At 32.3% G+C, this 21,058-nt stretch carries 24 protein-coding genes; all 24 read right to left on the bottom strand.

The window, feature by feature from the left end; genetic code table 11:
• Positions 1-2 precede the first annotated feature (2 nt).
• The 24 genes from QO263_RS12145 to QO263_RS12030 all read right to left on the bottom strand — a co-directional run bounded on the left by QO263_RS12145 (position 3) and on the right by QO263_RS12030 (position 21,044).
• Complete coding sequence (locus QO263_RS12145) at positions 3-317, bottom strand: L7Ae/L30e/S12e/Gadd45 family ribosomal protein (RefSeq protein ID WP_285621792.1); 315 nt, start codon at positions 315-317, stop codon at positions 3-5.
• Positions 318-578 carry an RNase P modulator RnpM gene (gene rnpM / locus QO263_RS12140; protein WP_285621790.1) on the bottom strand — a complete coding sequence of 87 codons (261 nt, stop codon included), beginning with the start codon at positions 576-578 and terminating at the stop codon, positions 318-320.
• A 20-nt stretch (positions 579-598) separates the two neighbouring features.
• Positions 599-1,636, bottom strand: a complete 1,038-nt coding sequence (gene nusA / locus QO263_RS12135) for a transcription termination factor NusA (RefSeq protein ID WP_285621788.1) — start codon at positions 1,634-1,636, stop codon at positions 599-601.
• 19 nt (positions 1,637-1,655) lie between these two features.
• Positions 1,656-2,120: a ribosome maturation factor RimP gene (rimP, locus tag QO263_RS12130; RefSeq protein WP_285621781.1), complete on the bottom strand. Its 465-nt coding sequence runs from the start codon at positions 2,118-2,120 to the stop codon at positions 1,656-1,658.
• A gap of 149 nt (positions 2,121-2,269) precedes the next feature.
• Entirely contained in the window at positions 2,270-6,577 is a 4,308-nt protein-coding gene (locus QO263_RS12125) for a PolC-type DNA polymerase III (RefSeq protein ID WP_285621779.1), read from the bottom strand.
• A gap of 18 nt (positions 6,578-6,595) precedes the next feature.
• Positions 6,596-7,261 (bottom strand): MgtC/SapB family protein, encoded by a 666-nt coding sequence (locus QO263_RS12120; protein WP_285621776.1) that lies wholly within the window; start codon positions 7,259-7,261, stop codon positions 6,596-6,598.
• Positions 7,262-7,265: 4 nt separating this feature from the next.
• The gene (locus tag QO263_RS12115) at positions 7,266-7,904 is read right to left on the bottom strand and encodes a glycosyltransferase (RefSeq protein WP_285621773.1); all 639 of its coding nucleotides are present in this window, start codon (positions 7,902-7,904) and stop codon (positions 7,266-7,268) included.
• A 19-nt stretch (positions 7,905-7,923) separates the two neighbouring features.
• Positions 7,924-8,970 (bottom strand): flavodoxin-dependent (E)-4-hydroxy-3-methylbut-2-enyl-diphosphate synthase, encoded by a 1,047-nt coding sequence (gene ispG / locus QO263_RS12110; RefSeq protein WP_285621770.1) that lies wholly within the window; start codon positions 8,968-8,970, stop codon positions 7,924-7,926.
• 11 nt (positions 8,971-8,981) lie between these two features.
• A complete protein-coding gene (rseP, locus tag QO263_RS12105; RefSeq protein ID WP_285621767.1) occupies positions 8,982-9,989 on the bottom strand; it encodes an RIP metalloprotease RseP in 1,008 nt (335 codons plus the stop codon).
• 16 nt (positions 9,990-10,005) lie between these two features.
• Positions 10,006-11,157 (bottom strand): 1-deoxy-D-xylulose-5-phosphate reductoisomerase, encoded by a 1,152-nt coding sequence (locus QO263_RS12100; protein ID WP_285629298.1) that lies wholly within the window; start codon positions 11,155-11,157, stop codon positions 10,006-10,008.
• A 60-nt stretch (positions 11,158-11,217) separates the two neighbouring features.
• The gene (locus QO263_RS12095) at positions 11,218-11,991 is read right to left on the bottom strand and encodes a phosphatidate cytidylyltransferase (protein WP_285621764.1); all 774 of its coding nucleotides are present in this window, start codon (positions 11,989-11,991) and stop codon (positions 11,218-11,220) included.
• Between the two features lie 10 nt (positions 11,992-12,001).
• Positions 12,002-12,745 carry an undecaprenyl pyrophosphate synthase gene (gene uppS, locus QO263_RS12090; RefSeq protein ID WP_285621761.1) on the bottom strand — a complete coding sequence of 248 codons (744 nt, stop codon included), beginning with the start codon at positions 12,743-12,745 and terminating at the stop codon, positions 12,002-12,004.
• Between the two features lie 60 nt (positions 12,746-12,805).
• Positions 12,806-13,000 carry a hypothetical protein gene (locus QO263_RS12085; RefSeq protein ID WP_285621759.1) on the bottom strand — a complete coding sequence of 65 codons (195 nt, stop codon included), beginning with the start codon at positions 12,998-13,000 and terminating at the stop codon, positions 12,806-12,808.
• Between the two features lie 5 nt (positions 13,001-13,005).
• A complete protein-coding gene (gene frr / locus QO263_RS12080) occupies positions 13,006-13,563 on the bottom strand; it encodes a ribosome recycling factor (RefSeq protein WP_285621755.1) in 558 nt (185 codons plus the stop codon).
• A gap of 2 nt (positions 13,564-13,565) precedes the next feature.
• A complete protein-coding gene (gene pyrH / locus QO263_RS12075) occupies positions 13,566-14,282 on the bottom strand; it encodes a UMP kinase (protein WP_285621750.1) in 717 nt (238 codons plus the stop codon).
• Between the two features lie 125 nt (positions 14,283-14,407).
• Positions 14,408-15,055 (bottom strand): translation elongation factor Ts, encoded by a 648-nt coding sequence (tsf, locus tag QO263_RS12070; protein ID WP_285621748.1) that lies wholly within the window; start codon positions 15,053-15,055, stop codon positions 14,408-14,410.
• 75 nt (positions 15,056-15,130) lie between these two features.
• A complete protein-coding gene (gene rpsB, locus QO263_RS12065) occupies positions 15,131-15,829 on the bottom strand; it encodes a 30S ribosomal protein S2 (protein WP_285621743.1) in 699 nt (232 codons plus the stop codon).
• 202 nt (positions 15,830-16,031) lie between these two features.
• Complete coding sequence (locus tag QO263_RS12060; protein WP_285621740.1) at positions 16,032-16,478, bottom strand: hypothetical protein; 447 nt, start codon at positions 16,476-16,478, stop codon at positions 16,032-16,034.
• An 11-nt stretch (positions 16,479-16,489) separates the two neighbouring features.
• Positions 16,490-16,819 carry a hypothetical protein gene (locus QO263_RS12055; protein ID WP_285621737.1) on the bottom strand — a complete coding sequence of 110 codons (330 nt, stop codon included), beginning with the start codon at positions 16,817-16,819 and terminating at the stop codon, positions 16,490-16,492.
• A gap of 23 nt (positions 16,820-16,842) precedes the next feature.
• Entirely contained in the window at positions 16,843-18,681 is a 1,839-nt protein-coding gene (locus QO263_RS12050; protein WP_285621734.1) for a flagellar assembly protein A, read from the bottom strand.
• An 18-nt stretch (positions 18,682-18,699) separates the two neighbouring features.
• Positions 18,700-19,443 (bottom strand): FliA/WhiG family RNA polymerase sigma factor, encoded by a 744-nt coding sequence (locus QO263_RS12045; RefSeq protein ID WP_285621731.1) that lies wholly within the window; start codon positions 19,441-19,443, stop codon positions 18,700-18,702.
• Positions 19,444-19,479: 36 nt separating this feature from the next.
• Positions 19,480-19,962 (bottom strand): chemotaxis protein CheD, encoded by a 483-nt coding sequence (locus QO263_RS12040; protein ID WP_285621728.1) that lies wholly within the window; start codon positions 19,960-19,962, stop codon positions 19,480-19,482.
• Positions 19,962-20,576 (bottom strand): chemotaxis protein CheC, encoded by a 615-nt coding sequence (locus QO263_RS12035; protein ID WP_285621726.1) that lies wholly within the window; start codon positions 20,574-20,576, stop codon positions 19,962-19,964. Before QO263_RS12035 ends, QO263_RS12040 begins: the two co-directional genes overlap by 1 nt.
• A 12-nt stretch (positions 20,577-20,588) precedes the next feature.
• A complete protein-coding gene (locus QO263_RS12030) occupies positions 20,589-21,044 on the bottom strand; it encodes a chemotaxis protein CheW (RefSeq protein WP_285621723.1) in 456 nt (151 codons plus the stop codon).
• Positions 21,045-21,058 lie beyond the last annotated feature (14 nt).

Here is a 21,058-nt window from a genome sequence, read left to right as displayed (position 1 = left end):
CTTTATTTACAGGTGATAATCTCATCTACAATTTTAAATAAAGCCTTTGCAAATGCTTCGTCATTTATTGATATCACAGAAGTAAGTCCTTTCCCAATTGCTACACCAAGCTCCTCCTTCAAGCCTACTTCAATATATTTAGTGTTTTTTTTATCACATAAACTTAGAAATTTATTTTTTGTATTATATGAAGCATCAGAAGCTATGATTAATAATTTAGATTTTCCTTCTTTTAATGATTGAATACAACCCATCTCACCTGATACTATAAGCCCAGCTTTTCTACCTATACCAAGCATCGACAATAGCTTTTTCATCTATTTAATCTCCTTCGACAAATCATCATAAATCTTGTCAGGAATTTCGATCTCTAAAGCCTTACTAAGCCTCTTGGTTTTAACTGCCTTTTCTAAGCAATCTATGCTTTTACAAATATAAGCTCCACGTCCATTTGCTTTTCCTGTAGGATCAACAAAAATATCTCCGTCTTTATTCTTTACTATTCTTATAAGCTCACGTTTAGGTTTCCCCTCAGAGCAGCCTAAACATTTTCTAAGAGGTATCTTTTTCGTCTTCACATTTCTTCACCCCTTATATATTAATTACCCATTTGTCCTTCACTTTTTATGTCTATTTTCCAACCAGTTAGCTTTGCAGCCAATCTAGCATTTTGACCTTCCTTACCTATAGCCAATGATAATTGATAATCAGGTACAACAATTAATGCAGATTTTTCATTTTCATTAACATCTACTTTTATTACTTTTGCTGGACTTAAACTATTTGACAGAAATACAGCAATATCCTTACTCCAGTTGATTATATCGATTTTTTCACCTTTGAGCTCATCAACAATAGCCTTTACTCTAGCACCTTTAAATCCAACACAAGCTCCAACAGGATCCACATCAGGGTCCTTGGAAAATACCGCTATCTTAGTTCTTGATCCAGCCTCTCTTGCTATACTGAATATATCAACAATTCCTTCCTGTATTTCAGGAACCTCTAGTTCAAAAAGCCTTTTGACAAGACCGGGATGAGTCCTTGATAGAAGTATCTGCGGACCTTTAGTAGTCTTCTTGACTTCTAAAATATATGCCTTAATCCTATCACCTTGATTGTAGCTTTCTCCCTGAATCTGCTCACTTGGAGCTAATATTCCTTCTGTTTTATCTAAGTCTACAAAAACATTGTTTTTGCTTACTCTTTGAACTAACCCAGTAATGATCTCATTTTCCCTATTAATAAATTCATCAAAGACAATTTCTCTTTCGGCTTCTTTTATTTTCTGCATTACAACCTGTTTTGCAGTTTGAGCTGCTATTCTTCCAAAATTTCTTGGTGTTATCTCTATATTTACTATATCATTTATATCATATTTTGTATCTATTTCTCTGGCAGCTTCCAAACTAATTTCTAATAATTCATCTTCTACCAATTCAACCACTGTCTTCTTTGCATATACCTTCACTTCACCATTTCCTTTATTTATTTCAACCTCTACATTCTGTGAAGATCCAAAGTTCTTTTTATAACCAGAAATAAGTGCCGCTTCTAATGCATCAAATATTATATCTTTACAAATACCTTTCTCTTTTTCTATATCTTCAAGAGCCTCAATAAATTCGGCTTTCATATCCCCTTTTACCTCCCCACTAAAATTTAATTGCTAAATTAATCTTTGCAATAATATCTCTGCTTATTTGCATATTCTCTTCTTTTTCATCGCTTATAACGATATTATTATCATCAAATTCAACAAATTTACCTGTATATTTTTTCTTACCATTTATTTGCTTATATAAACTAATTTCTATATCTTTTCCAATGCTTCTTTCCAAATCTTTATTATTTTTTAGTGGTCTGTCAAGCCCAGGAGAAGATACTTCTAGAAAATAATTATCTTGTATAGGGTCTTTTTCATCAAGAAGAGTACTTAATTCTTCACTGACCTTTTGGCAATCATCTATTGTTACTCCACCAGGCTTGTCAATAAAAACTCTTAAGTACAAATTTGGACCTTCTTTTACATATTCAACATCAACTAGTTGAACATTATATTCCATTAATATTGGGGCTACAATTTCAGTGATCATGCTCTCTAATGCATTTTTTTTCATATATTCACCTCCAAGCAATTACTTTAATATTTTGCCATAAAATAGCCTAATTATTCTAAAATACGTACTATAACAAAGTAAGAGTGGGAAAACCCACTCTTGCTGCATACGTTTATTTATTTTAAGCTTATCATAGTTTTTTCCAAAAATCAAATATTAAATAAAGTAAGCTGATTGCTTTCAGGAATACCTTCAAGGCATCCGTGAGCCTCTAGAGCTTCTAAAACAGTTTTTGTTATCTTACACCTACTGGTCAAGTCTTCTAAGGATATAAATTCACTTTTTTTCCTTTCCTCAGCAATACTTCTTGCTGCATTTTCTCCAACTCCCTCCAGGGATTTAAGTGGAGGAATTAAGCCTTTTTCTCCAATTATAAACTTATCACTATCTGACTTGTATAAATCAACTCTTTCGAATTCTAAGCCTCTTGAATACATTTCAAGTACAACTTCTAGAACCGTAAGCAGGTTTTTTTCTTTTGCAGTTTTGTTATTCCCCATATTCTCTAACTCTTGGATCTTATTTTTTACAACTTCTTTACCCTTTAAAGCAAGTTCTGCATCAAAATCTATTGCCTTTGAAGTAAAATAAGTAGCATAAAAGGCACTTGGATAATGTACTTTAAAATAGGCTATTCTGAAGGACATCATAACATACGCAACAGCATGGGCCTTAGGAAACATGTATTTTATGGTGTTACATGACTGTATATACCATTCTGGTATTTTATTTTCCCTCATGTATTCTTCGTCCTCCTCCGATAACCCCTTCCCCTTTCTTACTCTTTCCATTATCTTAAAGGATCTTTTTTTATCTAGCCCATTATATATTAGATAGAGCATTATATCGTCTCTGGTCGATATAACCCCAGTTAACTTAGCAACTCCATTTCTTACTAAATCCTGTGCATTATTTACCCATACATCGGTTCCGTGAGATAGCCCACTTATTCTTACTAATTCCCCAAAAGTAGTTGGTCCAGTATCTACCAGCATTTGTCTTACAAATTTTGTTCCGAATTCAGGTACTCCAAGAGTGCCAACTTCAGTATTTATTTCTTCCGTAGTGACACCTAGTGGTTCAGTGCTAGTGAAGAGCTTTAAGGTATCTTTGTCATCTAATGGAATACTCTGTGCATTAATGCCTGTAATATCTTCCAACATCCTTATAATACTTGGTACATCATGCCCAAGTATATCTAATTTAAGGATTCTACCACTTATAGAGTGATAGTCAAAATGGGTTGTTATTACACCTGATTTACTGTCATCTGCGGGATATTGTATAGGTGTAAAATCATATATTTCCTTATAGTTAGGTACAACCATAACTCCTCCTGGATGTTGTCCTGAGGTTCTTTTTATTCCAGTACAACCTCTTACTAAACGATTTATTTCAGCATTATTAACAGATATGTTTCTTTCTTCAAAATATTTTTTCACATATCCATATGCAGTCTTTTCTGCAATAGTGCCTATTGTACCAGCTCTAAATACATAACCCTTTCCAAAGACTTCTTCCGTATACTGGTGGGCTTTAGGTTGATATTCCCCTGCAAAGTTTAGGTCAATATCTGGTTCCTTGTCTCCCTCAAATCCTAAGAAAACTTCAAATGGTATATCATGCCCATTCTTTTTATATTGAGCTCCACATTTAGGACATATCTTATTAGGAAGATCTGCTCCAGAGCTAAAAGAACCATCAAGAATAAACTCGCAGTTTTTACAGTTTTCACATATATAATGAGGTGGTAGAGGATTTACCTCCGTTATATCACTCATAGTTGCAACAAAAGAAGAACCTACTGAACCTCTTGAGCCAACAAGATAACCATCACTTAGTGACTTTGTAACTAATTTCTGTGCAATTATATACATAACTGCATATCCATTAGAAATAATTGAATTCAACTCTCTATCTAATCTAGCCTGTACTATCTCGGGTAAAGGGTCACCATAAATCTCTTTCGCCTTCTTATAGTTCATATTTCTAAGTTCTTCGTCTACTCCATCAATAACTGGAGGATAGGTTCCATCTGGGATTGGTAATATTTCCTCTATCATGTCAGCTATAAGGTTTGTATTCTGTATTACAACTTCTTTTGCTTTTTTCTCTCCTAAATAACTAAATTCCTCTAGCATTTCATTAGTAGTCCTTAAATATAACGGCATAGGTTTATCTGCATCGGAAAAACCCTGCCCAGCTAGTAGTATACGTCTATACATTTCTTCGTGAGGATCTAAAAAATGTACATCTCCTGTTGCTACCACAGGTTTATCGTGTTCTTCACCTAGTTCAACTATTTTTCTATTTATAGATTTTAGTTCATCTATGTCTTTTACTGAATTGTTGTCTATTAAAAACATGTTATTTGCAAGAGGCTGAATTTCCAGAAAATCATAGAAATTAACTATATCTTTTATTTCATCCTCTGCTCTATTAGATAAAATACTTTTATATAGCTCACCTGCTTCACATGCTGTTCCTATAACCAAATCATCTCTATATTTCGAAAGCATAGATTTAGGTATTCTTGGTCTTCTATGAAAATACTTTAAATGAGATTCAGAAATTATTTTATATAAGGTTTTAAGACCATTTTGATTTTTAGCAAATATAATTATATGGAAAGTACTATCTGATTTAATATTTTTGTTGCCTTCAAATACAGTATTTATTTCTTCAAGCTTTGTAACACCTTTCTCCTTAAGCATTTCAACTAATTTGATAAAAATTTTAGCAGTTGCCTCAGAGTCATCAACAGCTCTATGATGATTTTCAAGACTAACATTTAAGTGCTTAGCTATGATATTTAGCTTGTGACTTTTTAAATGTGGAAGTAATTCTCTTGAAAGCTGTAAAGTATCTAGTGTAGTATTATTAAATACTAAACCAATACGATTACAATTTTCTCTAATAAATCCCGTGTCAAAGGATGCATTATGAGCTACTAAAACACTATTTCCTATAAATTCAATAAACCTAGGTAAAACCTCATCTATAATAGGTTCATTTGCAACAAGCTCATCCGTAATTCCTGTTAGTTCAATTATTTTCTCTGGTATTTTTATCTTTGGATTTATCAGTTGACTAAATCTATCAACAACTTGACCATTTATTATCTTAACAGCTCCAATTTCAGTTACCTTATCATTTTTATTTGAAAATCCAGTAGTCTCAATATCAAATACAACATATTCTGTATCAATATCTTGTGATTTTGTATAAGTTACAATGGGTTTAATATCATTGACTAAATATCCCTCTACACCATATAATATCTTTATTCCATATTTTTTCGCAGATTCCATGCCCTCTGGATAAGCTTGAACAACGCCGTGGTCTGTAATAGCTAAGGCTTTATGTCCCCAATCAGCAGCTCTTTTCGCAATATCACTAAAATTAGAAACTCCGTCCATAGCACTCATTTTTGTATGACAATGAAGTTCAACTCTTTTCTCTTGGCAATTATCAACTCTTACTGTTCTTTCGGCTAGTTCTAATGACCTCAGGTTGATAGCTATTTGTCTTAAATAGTTATCATAAATTACATCGCCATAGGCTTTTACATACAAGCCTTCTACTAGACTCGAATCAAAGACTTCTTGCACCTTCTTGTTCGCAAAAATCTTTATAGTAATTGAACTTGTTAGATCAGTAATGTTAAATGTATATATTTTTTTGTCACCTTTGATTTCTTTGCAATCTAAATCAAATATTTCTCCCTCAATAGCAACGCTTCCTGATTCAATATTAATATCAGAAATCTTTATTATTTCATTTTGTATTTTATTTCCATAGATAAGTGAGCCTGAATTTTTTCTATCATTTGAATTTTTTTTCTTGGAATCAAACTTTTTCCCATTATCATTTACTTCTGCTAATAGATTCTCTAGCATCTTAGTCTCTTCTATTTCTTTGATTTTATAATGCTCTTCTTCTGATAGAAGTTGACTCTCAACATAATTGAATTCAATTTTATAGTTTAATCCCAAATCATCATTTATCAGTTCTTCTATTTGCTTGTCCATAACTTTATTATGTAAAGCTGTTAATCCTATCTTACTTCCTATGTAAATATTTAATATTTCGTTACTGGCTTCCCATTTAATTGAATCTATCCAAGCTGAACTTGAGGGTATTTCATTTCTAATTAAATCCAAAATATTCGTCATATAAAGATCGATTAAGGATTCTTTACTGCATTTCATATCTTTATAATTCATTGATATAAAAATGTTATCTAGTCCAATAAATCTATTTAATAATCTTGATTTAATTTCATCAATTAAATCATTCGTTATAATATTATCTGATTTCAAGTATAATTTTAATGCTTTATTATTAGTATTTACAGTAACTCTTTCAATAATAATATTAGACATAGATTCATTCTTATTATCTATACCTAAAGCCTCTAAAAGGCTATTAAGAGTTTTTTTCTTTAGCAAGGCCATACTACATATCCTCCTGTATTATGATCTGTTTAATACATTTACAACGCCGTCTTCATTGCTTAATTTATTAATTAAGTCATTTTTTAAGGAAAGATTAGGAACTTTTATTATTAAATTTACTATTTCTATTTGATCATCCTCAGGTTCTAGCTCAATACTTAAAATATGTCCACCTAAATCTCCAATGGTTTTGCATATCTTTCCTAACTGTCCCGGCTTATTGATAGCAGTTATTTCTAGGTTCAAATAGTTGCTTCTAACTTTTATACGCTTTTCAACCCTAGAGAAAGATAATAGAGTAACTAGAACTAATAAAACAGAAATTATAGCACCTATATAAAAACCTGCCCCTATAGCAATTCCTATACATGCAACTGCCCATAAGCTAGCTGCTGTAGTTAATCCCCTAACTGTATCTCCTTGCCTAATAATTGTCCCTGCTCCTAAAAAACCTATTCCGCTTATAACCTGTGCTCCAAGTCTATCAGGCTGCAAGGCAGTTTGCTCTTTAAACATATCAAAAATGAATATAGATGTAAGCATAACAAGTGTTGACCCAACACATACTAAAATGTGGGTCCTAAGCCCAGCAGGCCTTTTGATGCTTTCTCTTTCAATACCAATAATACCTGATAAAAAAACAGAAAGTATCAATCTAAAAGTTACCTCTTTAACCGAAAGCATTCCATCACCTATCTATATTAGTTAATATTTTTACAATATCCCAATACATTTTAAGTCTAGAAGCAAAGCCTTTCACTAGCCCTAACTTTTCCTCTTTCATTACATGAGTAAGGTTTTTCAATGTAACTTCTTTAGACTTTATGTTATTATTCGCTACGTATTTAGTTAAAGCTACCTCTACGCCGTATCTTGTGATGTCAATACCAGGTATATTTTCAAATATATATCGCTTAATTGCTCTTTGCCCAGATAGATATGGTGCTACTTTCTGTGCTAAATCTGTTGTAAACCTTCCATTAGTAAATACACCAATTGTCATATCAACTTCTCCATCTATAACTGGAATTAATAAATCAATAACATGCTGCTCGTTTATTCCAATAAGGTCTGCATCCAAAAATAATATAATTTCTGAATATGTAGCATCTACACCTTTGCTTAATGCTCCACCTTTACCAATGTTATTTACTAACTCCAGTATTTCTACATCATGTTTTTTGGCAATATCTACAGTATTATCTACCGAGCCATCGCTCACTACTATGACTTTATCAACTAATTTAACTTTCTTCACTACTTTAATAACTTCACCAATAGTTTTGCCTTCGTTATATGCGGGTATTATTACAGTTACAGAGCACATTTTATCACCCTAGTTTTATCTATAATTTTTCTATTTCATTAATAAGTTCATCAAGTAACTTATCCTCTTCAACTTTTTTAATTATCTCACCTTTTTTAAATATGAGGGCACACCCTACACCGCCTGCTATTCCTAAGTCAGCTTCTCTAGCTTCTCCAGGCCCATTGACTGCACATCCCATAATTGCAATTTTTATGGGCTTTGATATGCCTCTAATTCTCTCTTCAACTCTACCAACTAGATTAATTAGATCAATCTGGGTCCTGCCACAAGTGGGGCATGAAATAATCTCTATCTTATCTTTAAGTAATCCTAATGTCCTTAATATTTGTTTACCAACTCTTACTTCCTCAACAGGATTACCTGTAAGTGAAACCCTTATGGTATCACCAATGCCCATAAGGAGCAATGAACCAATGCCTATGGCCGATTTAATGGTGCCACTCCAAGGAGTACCCGATTCAGTTATTCCAATGTGAAAGGGATAATCTATTATTTCAGCTGCTTTTTTATATGCATTTACGGTTAATTCCACATCTGTAGCTTTTAAAGAAATCTTGATATTATCATAATTCAAATCTTCCAATATTCTAATATGCTCTAATGCACTATAGACTATAGAATCTTCATTCACTCCCTTATATTTTTCAATTACTTCTCGTTTAATTGAGCCTGAATTAACCCCAATCCTTATGGGAATTTGTCTTTCCTTGCATGCCAAAACTACTTCCCTTACTTTATCCTTTGAACCAATATTCCCTGGATTTATTCTAAGGCCGTCTACTCCATTTTTTATTGAGTTAAGGGCAAGCCTATAATCAAAATGTATATCAGCTATAAGGGGAATATTAATTCCTTGCTTTATTCTTTTTATGGCTTCAGCGGCTTCCTTATCAGGAACAGCAACACGCACTAAATCACAGCCTTCTTTTTCAAGCTCTAATATTTGTTTAATCGTCTTTTCCGCATCCCTTGTATCTGTGTTTGTCATTGATTGAACAGTTATAGGTTGCTCTCCTCCAATGCCTACATTACCTATAAATATTTCCTTGCTTTTTCTTCTCATAGCTTCACCGCCTAAAAAATGTTGAATTTAATTATGTCCTTATAAGCCACAATTAACATCAATGCAATTAAAAATACAAACCCTATAAAGTGGATAAATCCTTCTCTTTCTGGCTTTACTGGCTTTCCTCGAATTAGTTCAAACAGCAGAAATACAAGCCTGCTTCCATCCAGTGCAGGTATTGGCAGTAAATTAAAAAATCCTAGGTTTATACTTATAAATCCTGCAACATAAAGGACATATTGAAAGCCTGACTTAGCAGCTTCTCCCACAAGATAAACTATACCCACAGGGCCTGAAATATCTCCACTACTCACTTTACCTTTGAAGAGCATAGCAATAAATTGAAACATCAATCCCAAGATCATTATCATATTCTGGAATCCACTCTTTATTGCTAACGACAAAGATCTGGTCGTTTTAGGGGAAATACCGATAATCAGTCTATTTTCTTCTTTATTTATTATCGGTTTAATTGTAAAATTATGTTCTTTTTCATTTCTTGTAACTAAAACTGTTATTTTTTCTCCCTGTGCAGCGTTAATAATTTTTGAAATATCTCCCCAACTATTTACCTTAAAATTGTTAATGCTTATAATAGTATCGCCACTTCTAAGTCCTGATTCATATGCAGGCAACTTTTCTGTAGCTTCATCTATGGTTGTAGTAGGCACGCCTACATTGTAAGAATAAATACTGAACACGATAATCGCTAAAATAAAGTTCATTATAGCCCCTGCAGCAATAACTGCCATTCTAGTTCCAATAGGCTTTTTACTAAAACTCCTTGCATCCTCAGAATATTCATCTTCACCTTCCATTCTGACATAGCCACCAATAGGTAAAAGTCTTAGGCTATAATCTGTATCCCCTTTATTTATTTTGAATAATTGAGGACCCATTCCAATGGCAAATTCATGTACCTTTATTCCTGAAATCTTTGCTATAATGAAATGTCCAAATTCATGAAAGACTACAACTATAAAAAACACAAAAATCGTCGCTAAAGCTGTTTTCAATTACAAAACACCACCCTTAATTACATGTTCTATTTATAACTACTTCTCTTGCCCATTTATCACTTTCTAGAATATCATCTAATGTAGGATTTTTAATTAAAATATGACGAGTCATAACATTATGAATGATATTAGGTATCTCTAAAAAACCAATTTTATTGCTTAAAAACAGCTCTACAGCAACTTCATTTGAAGCATTTAATACTGCAGGCATAGTTCCTCCAGACTTAATAGCTTCATATGCTAGCTCTAAACATGGAAAAACCTTTGTATCAGGTAACTCAAATGTGAGCTCCTTTAAAGCAATAAAATCAAGTTTTTTTAATTGGTTTCCTATTCTTTTAGGGTGAGTCAATGAATATTGAATGGGTATTCTCATATCAGGAATACCCATATGAGCAATTATACTACCATCAATATATTCTACCATTGAGTGAATTATACTTTGAGGATGTACTATCACATCTATTTTATCAATATCAACGTTAAACAACCATTTAGCCTCAATAAGCTCTAAGCCTTTATTCATTAAAGTAGCTGAATCTATAGTTAGCTTTTTACCCATAGACCAGTTTGGATGCTTAAGTGCCTCTTCCACTTTAATATTCTTTAAATCATTTGTGGATTTTCCTCTAAAGGGTCCTCCTGAGGCAGTCAATATTAGCTTAGAAACCTCATCTCTATTCCCACATCTCAAGCCTTGAAAGATAGCAGAATGCTCGCTATCAATAGGTATTATATCCACTTTATTCTTTGAAGCCTCTTTCATTACAATTTCACCTGCTGTTACTAAAGTTTCTTTGTTGGCAAGTGCAATTTTTTTACCAGATTTAATTGCCTCTAAAGTAGGAAGCAGGCCTATCATACCAACTACAGAAGTAATTACCACATCCGCTCCTTCTATGGCAGCTGCTTCTATTAATCCCTCTATGCCAGACACTACTTTTATATTATACCCTCTTAGTCTATCTTTTAAAATCTTAGATTTATCTAAGTCCATAACGGCAACAAGCCTTGGAGAAAATTCTAAAGCTTGCTGTTCTAATAAGTCGATATTTCTATTTGTTGTTAATGCAATGACTTTATATTCTCCAGAATGCTTAATCACATCTAAGGCCTGAGTCCCTATTGAACCCGTAGACCCTAATATACTTATTCCTTTCAAAATATCACTCCTATTCTGACAACCATTATTAGTTATTATTACATAGTTTTAGATAGAGAACTATTATAAAACAAATAAAGCTATATAATAATATACTAAGGGTCCAGTAAAAAGTATGCTATCAAATCTATCTAAAATACCTCCATGTCCAGGCATTATTTTTCCATAATCTTTAATATTAGCTAGTCTCTTGATTCTTGAAGCAGTTAAATCTCCGATTTGTGCCATTACTGAACAAATAATACTTAATACGGCGATGCCAAATACATTATCAAGCTTAAAGTAAAAGGAAAATATCAAGGCTAAGCATAAGCTTCCTAAAATTCCTCCGAAAGAACCTTCTATGCTTTTATTTGGACTTAAGTTAGGACATAATTTTCTCTTTCCAAAATTAACCCCAACAAAATAAGCAAAAGTATCTGTACCCCAAGCAGTTATGAAGACTAGCCAAATATAAATACTTCCACCTAGTAAGGCTATATGCGAAATGGAAAAAGGTATATATAAAGCCCCTAGAGCAGTAACTGCTATATCGCTAATCTTTACCTTCTCATCAAAAACTAATAAGCATAGTAAAGACATAATATATATAAATAGTATAAGTGTAAATAAATTATTTTTATTTATCATAAGTAAAGTGTATAAACAAATTGTAAATAAATAATTAATAACTAGTATGGGCTTGAGTCCATTAATTTTTCTTACTGCTCTATCAAATTCATATAGTCCTATAAAGGAAATCAATAGAGTAGAAATATTTAATACTTGACCGCCTACTAAAACCACTGTAAAAAGAATAACTAACCCAATAATTCCAGAAATAACTCTAACCTTCATAGCTATTCACCTAAATTCCCCCAAATCTACGTTTTCTACTTTGAAATTCAATTATAGATTTATAAAATTCTTCTGTAGTAAACTCTGGCCAGTATACATCTGTAAAAATAAATTCTGTATAAGCAATTTGATAAAGTAAAAAATTACTTATACGTTTTTCTCCGCTTGGTCTAATTAGCAAATCAGGATCAGGTTGATCTTTTGTAAAAAGATAGTTCTTAAATAAGTCTTCATCTATATCGTCTAAATTAATGTTACCACTTTTCACATCATTTACTAATAACTTTATCCCATTAACTATTTCATATCTACCACCATAATTTAATGCAATATTTAAATTCATTTTACTATTGTATTTTGTTTTCTCAACTGCATTATATACTTCTTTTCTCGGTGTAGGAGGCAATTTATCTAAGTTACCCAAAATGTTTATTTTTACATTATTTTCATGTAAGGTATTAAGTTCTTTTTTCAAATATTCAACTAAAAGTTTCATTAATGTATCAACTTCATCTTTAGGACGTCCCCAATTTTCTGTAGAAAAAGCAAATAGGGTTAAGTATGGTATTCCAAGATTTCCAGCTTCCTCAACAATTTCCTTGACTCTTTCTACTCCTTCTCTATGGCCTGCTGTCCTTGGAAGTAATCTTTTTTTTGCCCATCTCCCATTACCATCCATTATTATAGCCACATGTTTAGGCATCCTATCCATATCTATTTTATTTAACATAAAATTAATACTTTTTGTGCTCATATCTATTACCTCCATATAGCATAGAAACTACTAAAAACCCCTTCTTTACATAAGAAGGGGTTAAAAGTAACTAATTACAACAGTAATAATACTTTCAGTTTCAGTACATCTGATTATCCTTGGCTCAAATAGTAAAGTCTCTTTATCCTTTTTATTTGCTGTTGTCCCTTTAATCTCTATTCTTTTGTCACCTAATCTTCTTAAAAAAACTAATCCTTCTTCTAATGGGAAACCTAAAACATCAAATTCATTCAAAAAAACTATACCTCCAATAGCTCCTTCTCTTTCTGGCCTAGTAAGCTATCAATCTCTTCAATGTATTTATCTGTAATTTTTTGCATTTGATCTTCTGCTTGTTTTTGTTCATCCTCAGTTATTTCCGAAGATTTCTGCAATTTCTTAATCTGTTCATTTGCTTCTCTTCTACCATTTCTAATAGCAACTTTTGCATTCTCTGCAACCTTTTTCACTACTTTTATTAATTCCTTTCTTCGTTCCTCTGTTAGTTGAGGTATAGCTAGTCTAATTATCTTCCCATCAACTGATGGGTTTAGACCTAAGTCTGATTTCAAAATTGACTTTTCAATCTGAGATACAACGTTAACATCCCATGGTTGAATGACAAGGAGTCTTGGCTCTGGTGCAGATATATTTGCTATTTGGTTTAGTGGTGTTTGAGTTCCATAATAATCAATAGAAATTCTGTCTAATAAAGTAGGATTAGCTCTTCCAGCCCTTACACTATTAAGTTCATCTTTGTATGACTTAATAGCTTTTTTCATCCTTTCTTCTGTTTGCTTATGAATATCTAGATACATAATCATTCCTCCTTTACTTGTGTTCCAATTTGATCTCCCTGAATAATTCTTACAATATTGTTGGCATCATCGATACCGAAAACAATTAAAGGTATTTTGTTATCCATACATAATGAAGTAGCAGTAGAATCCATAATTCCCAACCCTAAGTTTAATATATCTATATATTTTAATTTCTCAAATTTTTTAGCTTCTGTGTTCAAATAAGGGTCAGAATCATAAACTCCATCTACACCTTTTTTAGCAAGTAAGATAACCTCTGCTTCAATCTCTGCAGCTCTCAGTGCAGCCGTAGTATCAGTTGAAAAATAAGGATTACCTGAACCACCTGCAAAAATCACAACTCTACCTTTTTCTAAATGCCTAATAGCTCTTCTTCTTATATAAGGCTCCGCAATTTGTCTCATTTCAATAGCAGTCTGTACCCTTGTTAAAACACCTATCTTTTCTAAAGCATCCTGTAAAGCAAGTGCATTAATTGTAGTTCCTAGCATTCCCATGTAGTCTGAAGTCGTTCTATCCATTCCTTCTGAGCTTCTGCCTCTCCAAAAGTTTCCTCCTCCAACTACTATGGCCACCTGCACTTTCATCTCTTGTATTTTTTTTATTTCTTCAGCTATCTTAACAATAGTGTTTTCATCGATACCAAAACCTTTATCTCCTGCTAATGCTTCACCGCTTAGTTTAAGAACAATTCTTTTATATTTGGGTTCTATCATGTAAACACTCCTAGCATACATATTCTACATTATATTAAAAATACCTTCAATAAATAGTAATTTCACCTGAATAAAAGGCCTGAAATTTTTATTCAAATGGAGAACACTTTGTGTTCTCCATCCAATTAGCCATTGATTTGTTTAGCTACCTCTTCAGCAAAGTTTTCTTCTCTTTTTTCTAGGCCTTCTCCAACCTGATATCTAACAAATCTTCTTATTTTAATATTTTCACCAATCTTAGCAATTTTTTCAGCTAAAAGGTCCTTTACAGCAACATCAGAATCTTTAATAAATGGTTGTTCTAATAGGCATACCTCTTTATAGTATTTTTCAATTCTTCCTTCAACCATTTTTTCTGCAATATGCTCAGGTTTGCCTTCATTTAATGCTTGATGCTTTAATATTTCTCTTTCTTTTTCTATTTCATCTTGTGGAACTTCATCTACTGAAACATATCTAGGATTTGAAGCTGCTACTTGCATTGCCATATCTTTTACAAAAGCTCTAAACTCTTCATTTTTTGCAACAAAGTCTGTCTCAGTATTAACTTCAATCAATACACCAATTCTGCCTCCATGTATGTATGCTTCTACAATACCTTCGGATGCAATTCTTCCTGCTTTTTTAGCAGCCTTCGACAATCCTTTTTCTCTTAACAAATCGATAGCTTTTTCAATGTCTCCGTTTGTTTCCTCTAAAGCTTTTTTACAATCAAGCATTCCAGCGCCTGTTCTTTCTCTTAATTCCTTAACCATTCCTGCTGATATAGCCATTTTCCATGCCTCCTTTTAAATTAAAAAGGTAAGAGCAGTAAGGGAAAAAATCCCCTATAACCCTTACCTTTATGATTACTCTTCTATTTGCTCGCCTTGTTTACCCTCTAAGACAGCATTAGCAATAGTTTCAGTAAGTAGCTTAACAGCTCTTATTGCATCATCGTTTCCTGGAATTACAAAATCTACTTCTTCTGGATCGCAATTTGTATCTACAATCCCTACTACAGGTATTCCAAGTATCCTAGCTTCCTTAACTGCAATTTTTTCTTTTCTAGGGTCAACAACGAATAATGCATCTGGTGTTCTTTGCATATTTTTAATGCCACCGAGGAATTTTTCTAATCTCTCAGCTTCATGCTTCAATTTAATTACTTCTTTCTTAGGAAGAACATCGAAAGTTCCGTCTTCCTCCATTTTTTGAAGCTGTTGAAGTCTCTCAATTCTTTTTCTTATTGTCTTATAGTTTGTAAGCATTCCTCCAAGCCATCTTTGGCTTACAAAATGCATGCCGCATCTTTTTGATTCGCTTTCAATAGATTCCTGTGCTTGTTTCTTTGTACCAACAAAAAGTATTTCTCCACCATTAGCAGCTACATCTTTAATAAATTCATATGCTTCCTCTACTTTTACAACTGTCTTCTGTAAATCAATAATGTATATTCCATTTCTTTCGGTAAAAATATATTCTGCCATCTTTGGATTCCATCTTCTTGTCTGATGTCCAAAATGTACTCCTGCTTCTAAAAGACTTTTCATAGTAATAACTGACATGCCATTCACCTCCCTTTGTTTTTCCTCCACTCTTCTCAGCTCTATAGGGCACCATAATGGCACAACCCTAAAGATCAAAGAGTGTGTGTAGTTTCACCTTATGTAGTATAACATACCACGTTTAATTTAGCAATAAGTTTTTTACGATATACATGGTATTATACTATAATCCTCTTTTTTTTCGTTTTTATACTATATTTTGTTAATTACTTTTCTTATTCTGAAGCCTTAAAATAATCTCGACTTCTCTAATACCTTTGCTCGTAATCTTTGCAATCTCTTCTGCCTTTAATCCTGAATTACTTAGTTCAATAATTTTATCAAAACTATAATTCTGAATGTCACCCTTTACTTCTTCTCTATAGTCAATAATGTTATTAGTATTAACATCTGCAAAACTGGATTCCTTATCAAATGAATCCGAAAACGATTTTTCATCAATAAACACAGCTTCCTTATTATCATTAGCAGCATCTAATATTTTATCAAAGCGTGCTTTTTTTTCCTCTGGATAAGAACTAATCCCAGCAGTATAATTTGATAAGACTGTCTCCTTAATGATGTTTTTTTCACTCTTTTTATTATACATAATAGCTATAGATGATAATATAATCAAAAGTAAACCAAAAAAGAATATAATAGTATTCATTCTGCACCTCATTAAATTTTAATATCAATTTTAGTGCCTACAGTTCCGCATGATATGCTCTCAGTTTTTTTGCTTATTTCTTTTTCATTTTTTTCTTGGTTAGATTTCTCCTCTTTTTCCCCATGGTTACCCTTGCCTTTATTACCCTTCTGTTTATTATCGATCTTAACATGATATGGTTTATCTGTTGTATTAACCTTCTTTAGCTCTCTCTCAAACTTTCTATTTTGGATTATGGTTTGATCATGTACAAAATGTTTTTGCTTGTTATTTTCTACATGCTGTACCTTTGAAACTAATTGTGTATTTGGAACAAGGTTATTTAAATCAATTGGTCTCATCGAATAATACCCCCTTAATACTATTATAATTCATATGGACCAATCTTTATTTCGTTATCTTCTCTATAGATAGTACAATGCTTTATTTCATCTCTTACAAACATAGTGCTGTTACCAATAATAATCTTTACTCCAGGATATATAACATTCTCAGCTTTTACCCTACCTCTAGATAATAATTCTATCTGCATTCCAATGTAGGCTAATTCTTTTTTTAGATTATCTAGGTTTTGATTAAGGATATTTCTTGTTCGAATGGTTTTGCTCAACATGTCTTCTTTTTCTTCTGTTAATTCGCCATTTTTAGATAGTCTATTAAATAAGGTAATGGTTTTATTTAACTTTTCAATATTACTTTCAGTTTCATCGATTTTGCTCTTAATTGCTTCTTGATTAGCTCTTTGACCTGGAACCACTCCCACTTCTAAAATAGTTGCAGTTGCCATAGTTGAACCAATGGTTTTAGCTGCTATTTCAACGGCTGCTTTACAGGTTCCTCCGACAATTAAACCTTTTCTCCCAGATACTTTTATATTTCCCTTGCTAGACACCTCGCTATGCATTATTGCATCTGCTATAATATCACTATCAGCTTCTAAATAGCTATTTTCAATATATTTTGCAACAATAGAGCCTTTAGAAATAAGTCTGCCCTTATTATATCCTTGAATTCCTCTTTTTAAAAGAATATTACCTAGACTAGTTATTTCAGCACCCTCAACTACTCCTTCAATTTCCACATCTCCATCTGAATCTACCTTAAATCCAGTTATAACATTACCTCTAATTTTAATAGTGCCATTAAATTTTATATTACCTGTTGAATTATCAACATTTTCTTTTACTTCAAGGACTTCATTCACTTCAACCTTGCCATCTTCTAAACGTACCTGCCCATCTTTTTCTGCTATTAACTTGTTTCCATCTTCAGAAACTTTTACATTTTTGCCATATCTAAATATTGCTTCTTTTCCGTTTTTACACTTTATAAGCTCTCCCCGTACTGTAGTACCTTGCTTACCACTAGTTGGATGTATCAATTCTGCTAATATATCTCCCATTCTAACATTGTGTATTATGTCAAGGTTTCTAAAATCAACACTGCCATCCTCTAGCATACGAGGAGTTGTATTTGTCTTATCTGAAAAAAGATACTTTATATAGCCATCTTCTCCATCTATGGCTACTTCACCTGTTGCTACTAATGTTTTATTGTTGTAATGTCTCTCACTAATTACTTTACTAACTAAGTTGATATCCAATCCATGTTTAATTTGTTTACCGATTTCTTCTAACGCTGAATCTATTTCCATTTCTTTTCCACCATCTGGAGGAATTAATGTAATATAAGCATATAAGCTGTCCTTTGAAATATCTATATTCAGCTCTGCATCAAACAATATTTCTTCTTGCTTTGGCGCAATCTTAAACTCTTTTTTCTCTGTGGAATTTAAAGCTTCTTCTATTGCTTTAATATCGATATCTGTTATTTTTTTCTTTCTTATTGCATCAAGTACTTGTCTTGTATTTGAATAAAAAGTGTCCCAATCTAGAATAGTAAGATATACACCATCATCTAAAAATTTTAGCATAAAATAGTCTTTATTATAAGACTCACTTGATATTAAATCTAATAATTTTTCACTTTTTGCTATTTCTTTGCTCATATGGATTTCTTCACTAATAGGCTGCTTTAATGACATCTTTATCTTGTAATCTCTGATAGATACCCCCATTAATGATTTGTCTTTTTCTAAAACCTCAATCTCTACTTGATCCTTGTCTTTTTTTAATCTATTAAGTCCTTCATCTATTAATGTATTAAGATCCTTACCCTCTAAAATAACATAATTTTGAGACATATAATCACATCCTAATAATTAATATTTCCCAATTCCTTTTGATGTTAATACGTTTCTAAGTGATAGAATAGCTTTACTATGTAGCTGAGATATTCTCGATTCGGAAACCTCTAAAATATTTGCTATTTCTTTATATGTTAACTCTTCAAAATAATATAAAGAAACTACTATTTTTTCCTTCTCATTAAGATCCTCTATAGCTTCCTTTAGAATAGACTTTAGTTCTTTAATTTCGAACTTTTTCTCTGGACTTTCCAAATCACTCAAATTTAAATATATATCCCCTTTGCTGACTAGTGTTTCCTCTAAAGATAGTACATTTATAGTTGAAATCTCTGAAAGTATACTTTCCACTTCTATTTCATTAATATTTAGTTCGTCAGCAATTTCTTTGATTGTAGCACTTCTTCCAAGTTTGTTTTCTATGATGCTCACTGCTTTTTCTATCTCTTTTGCCTTTTTTCTCAATCCCCTAGGTACCCAATCGATTTTTCTTAAACTATCTATGATGGAGCCTCTTATTCTGATCTGAGCATAGGTCTCGAATTTTAAATCTCTGTTAATATCAAATTTATCTATTGCATCAATAAGCCCAAATATTCCAAACCCTATTAAGTCTTCATACTCAACATTTCCACCATAATAATTATACATTCTACCAGCAACAATCTTGACTAGTTGGACATATCGTTCAATTAAGGTTTGTTTATACTCAATATCTTTAGTATCTTTATAGAGTTTCCATAACTCGTCAATTGCCATATTGTCACCTCCAAAAAAGGTGGTAAAAGTTAACCTTTATATGTTTTTTACACCATGTCCTATTGTTTTTATTAATAGATTGCCATCTTGGCTATTTAACTCAATAGTTCTACCATAATTTCCCCCAGTATCCTCAGCGACTATAGGCACATCTAATTCTTGTAATTTCTTTTTTGAAGCCAATGTGTTTCTTTCTCCTATTCTCAAAATATCAGTATTTGAATCAAAAGAAAACATTTGAGAACCACCTGCAAGTTTAGCAGTTATATATTTTTTATTTGCTCCTAGTAGAATCATTTCCTTTACTAGTTCTTGAATTGCAGTATCAGCAAACTTAGCTTTATTGCTATTGTTTTTTATTTCCGTACTGGACGGCAGCATGATATGCGCTAGTCCTGCAACCTTGTTTATTCTATCATATAAAGCAATACCTACACATGAACCAAGACCTAATGTGGTCAATATACCTGTGGATTTTATCACTTTAAAATCTGCCATCCCTACCTTAACTATTTCCATTATCCAACTACCCCTAAACTACTTAATATTTTTTCAAAAGAATCAACCTCTGGTATCAGAAATAAATCTCCTGTAATTAATCTATCATCCTCTTCAAACTGGGTTTCTATAAAAATAACATGTTCTCCAATATGACCAAATTGAACTGCAGGTACACTAAGAATTGCAGCAGCCATGTCTACACAAATAGATGGAACAGAAAGCTTTAACTTTAATCCAGTAAGAGCACTTAAGGAATTAATATACGATGCTGACAAAATGTTCCCAACTTCAGACAAAGCAGACATATCCATTTCGTCTAGTTCGTTTTTTGAATTACTGCGGCCAAAAAGCATATTAGTTAAATTTAATGCTGAATCAATATCTAATACAAACATAATATTTCCTTCTATTTCATCAGACATTTTGAAGTAAATGCCTACTACTGGTGTTTCACTGTCTCCTAAGATTTCACCTACATCTTTAAATTCCAGAATTTTTACCTGAGGCACCCTCATATCAACTTTTTTATCAATCATAGTCGCAAGTGCAGTTGCTGCATTTCCAGATCCTATGTTTCCTAGCTCTTTTAAAACATCTAACAAGATAGAATTTAAGTTGTTCATATCCACCATGTTCTTTCACCCCTAACCGACTTGTTCAATCTCCTTGATTCCTATAACTTTCTCGATATCAATTAGTATTATTAGTTTTCCATCTTGCTTTCCAATTCCTTTAATAAAGACTTCAGCCGCATTATCCTTTACCATTGGTGGGCTATCAATATCTTCAGAGTTAATTTCAATTACCTCCGAAGACGAGTCTACTAATAGGCCGATCTCTATATCATTTACAAAGACAATTATTATCCTAGAATTAGAATCTATCTCCTTGTGAGTTAGCTCAAACCTTAGTCTTAGATCTATTACAGGCACTACTTCGCCCCTAAGATTAATCACACCTTTTATATACAAGGGTGAATTGGGCACTCTAGTAAAATACTGTACCCTTTCTATAGACTTTACATTACTAATATCAATTCCATAATACTCATTATCTATTTTAAATACCACGTACTTTGTATTAATATTTGTGTCGCTCATATTTACCCTCCTTT

Origin of the sequence: Proteiniborus sp. MB09-C3 (assembly GCF_030263895.1) — a bacterium.
Taxonomy (GTDB): Bacteria; Bacillota; Clostridia; order Tissierellales; family Proteiniboraceae; genus Proteiniborus.
This window is presented reverse-complemented; position numbering and strand designations above follow the sequence as displayed.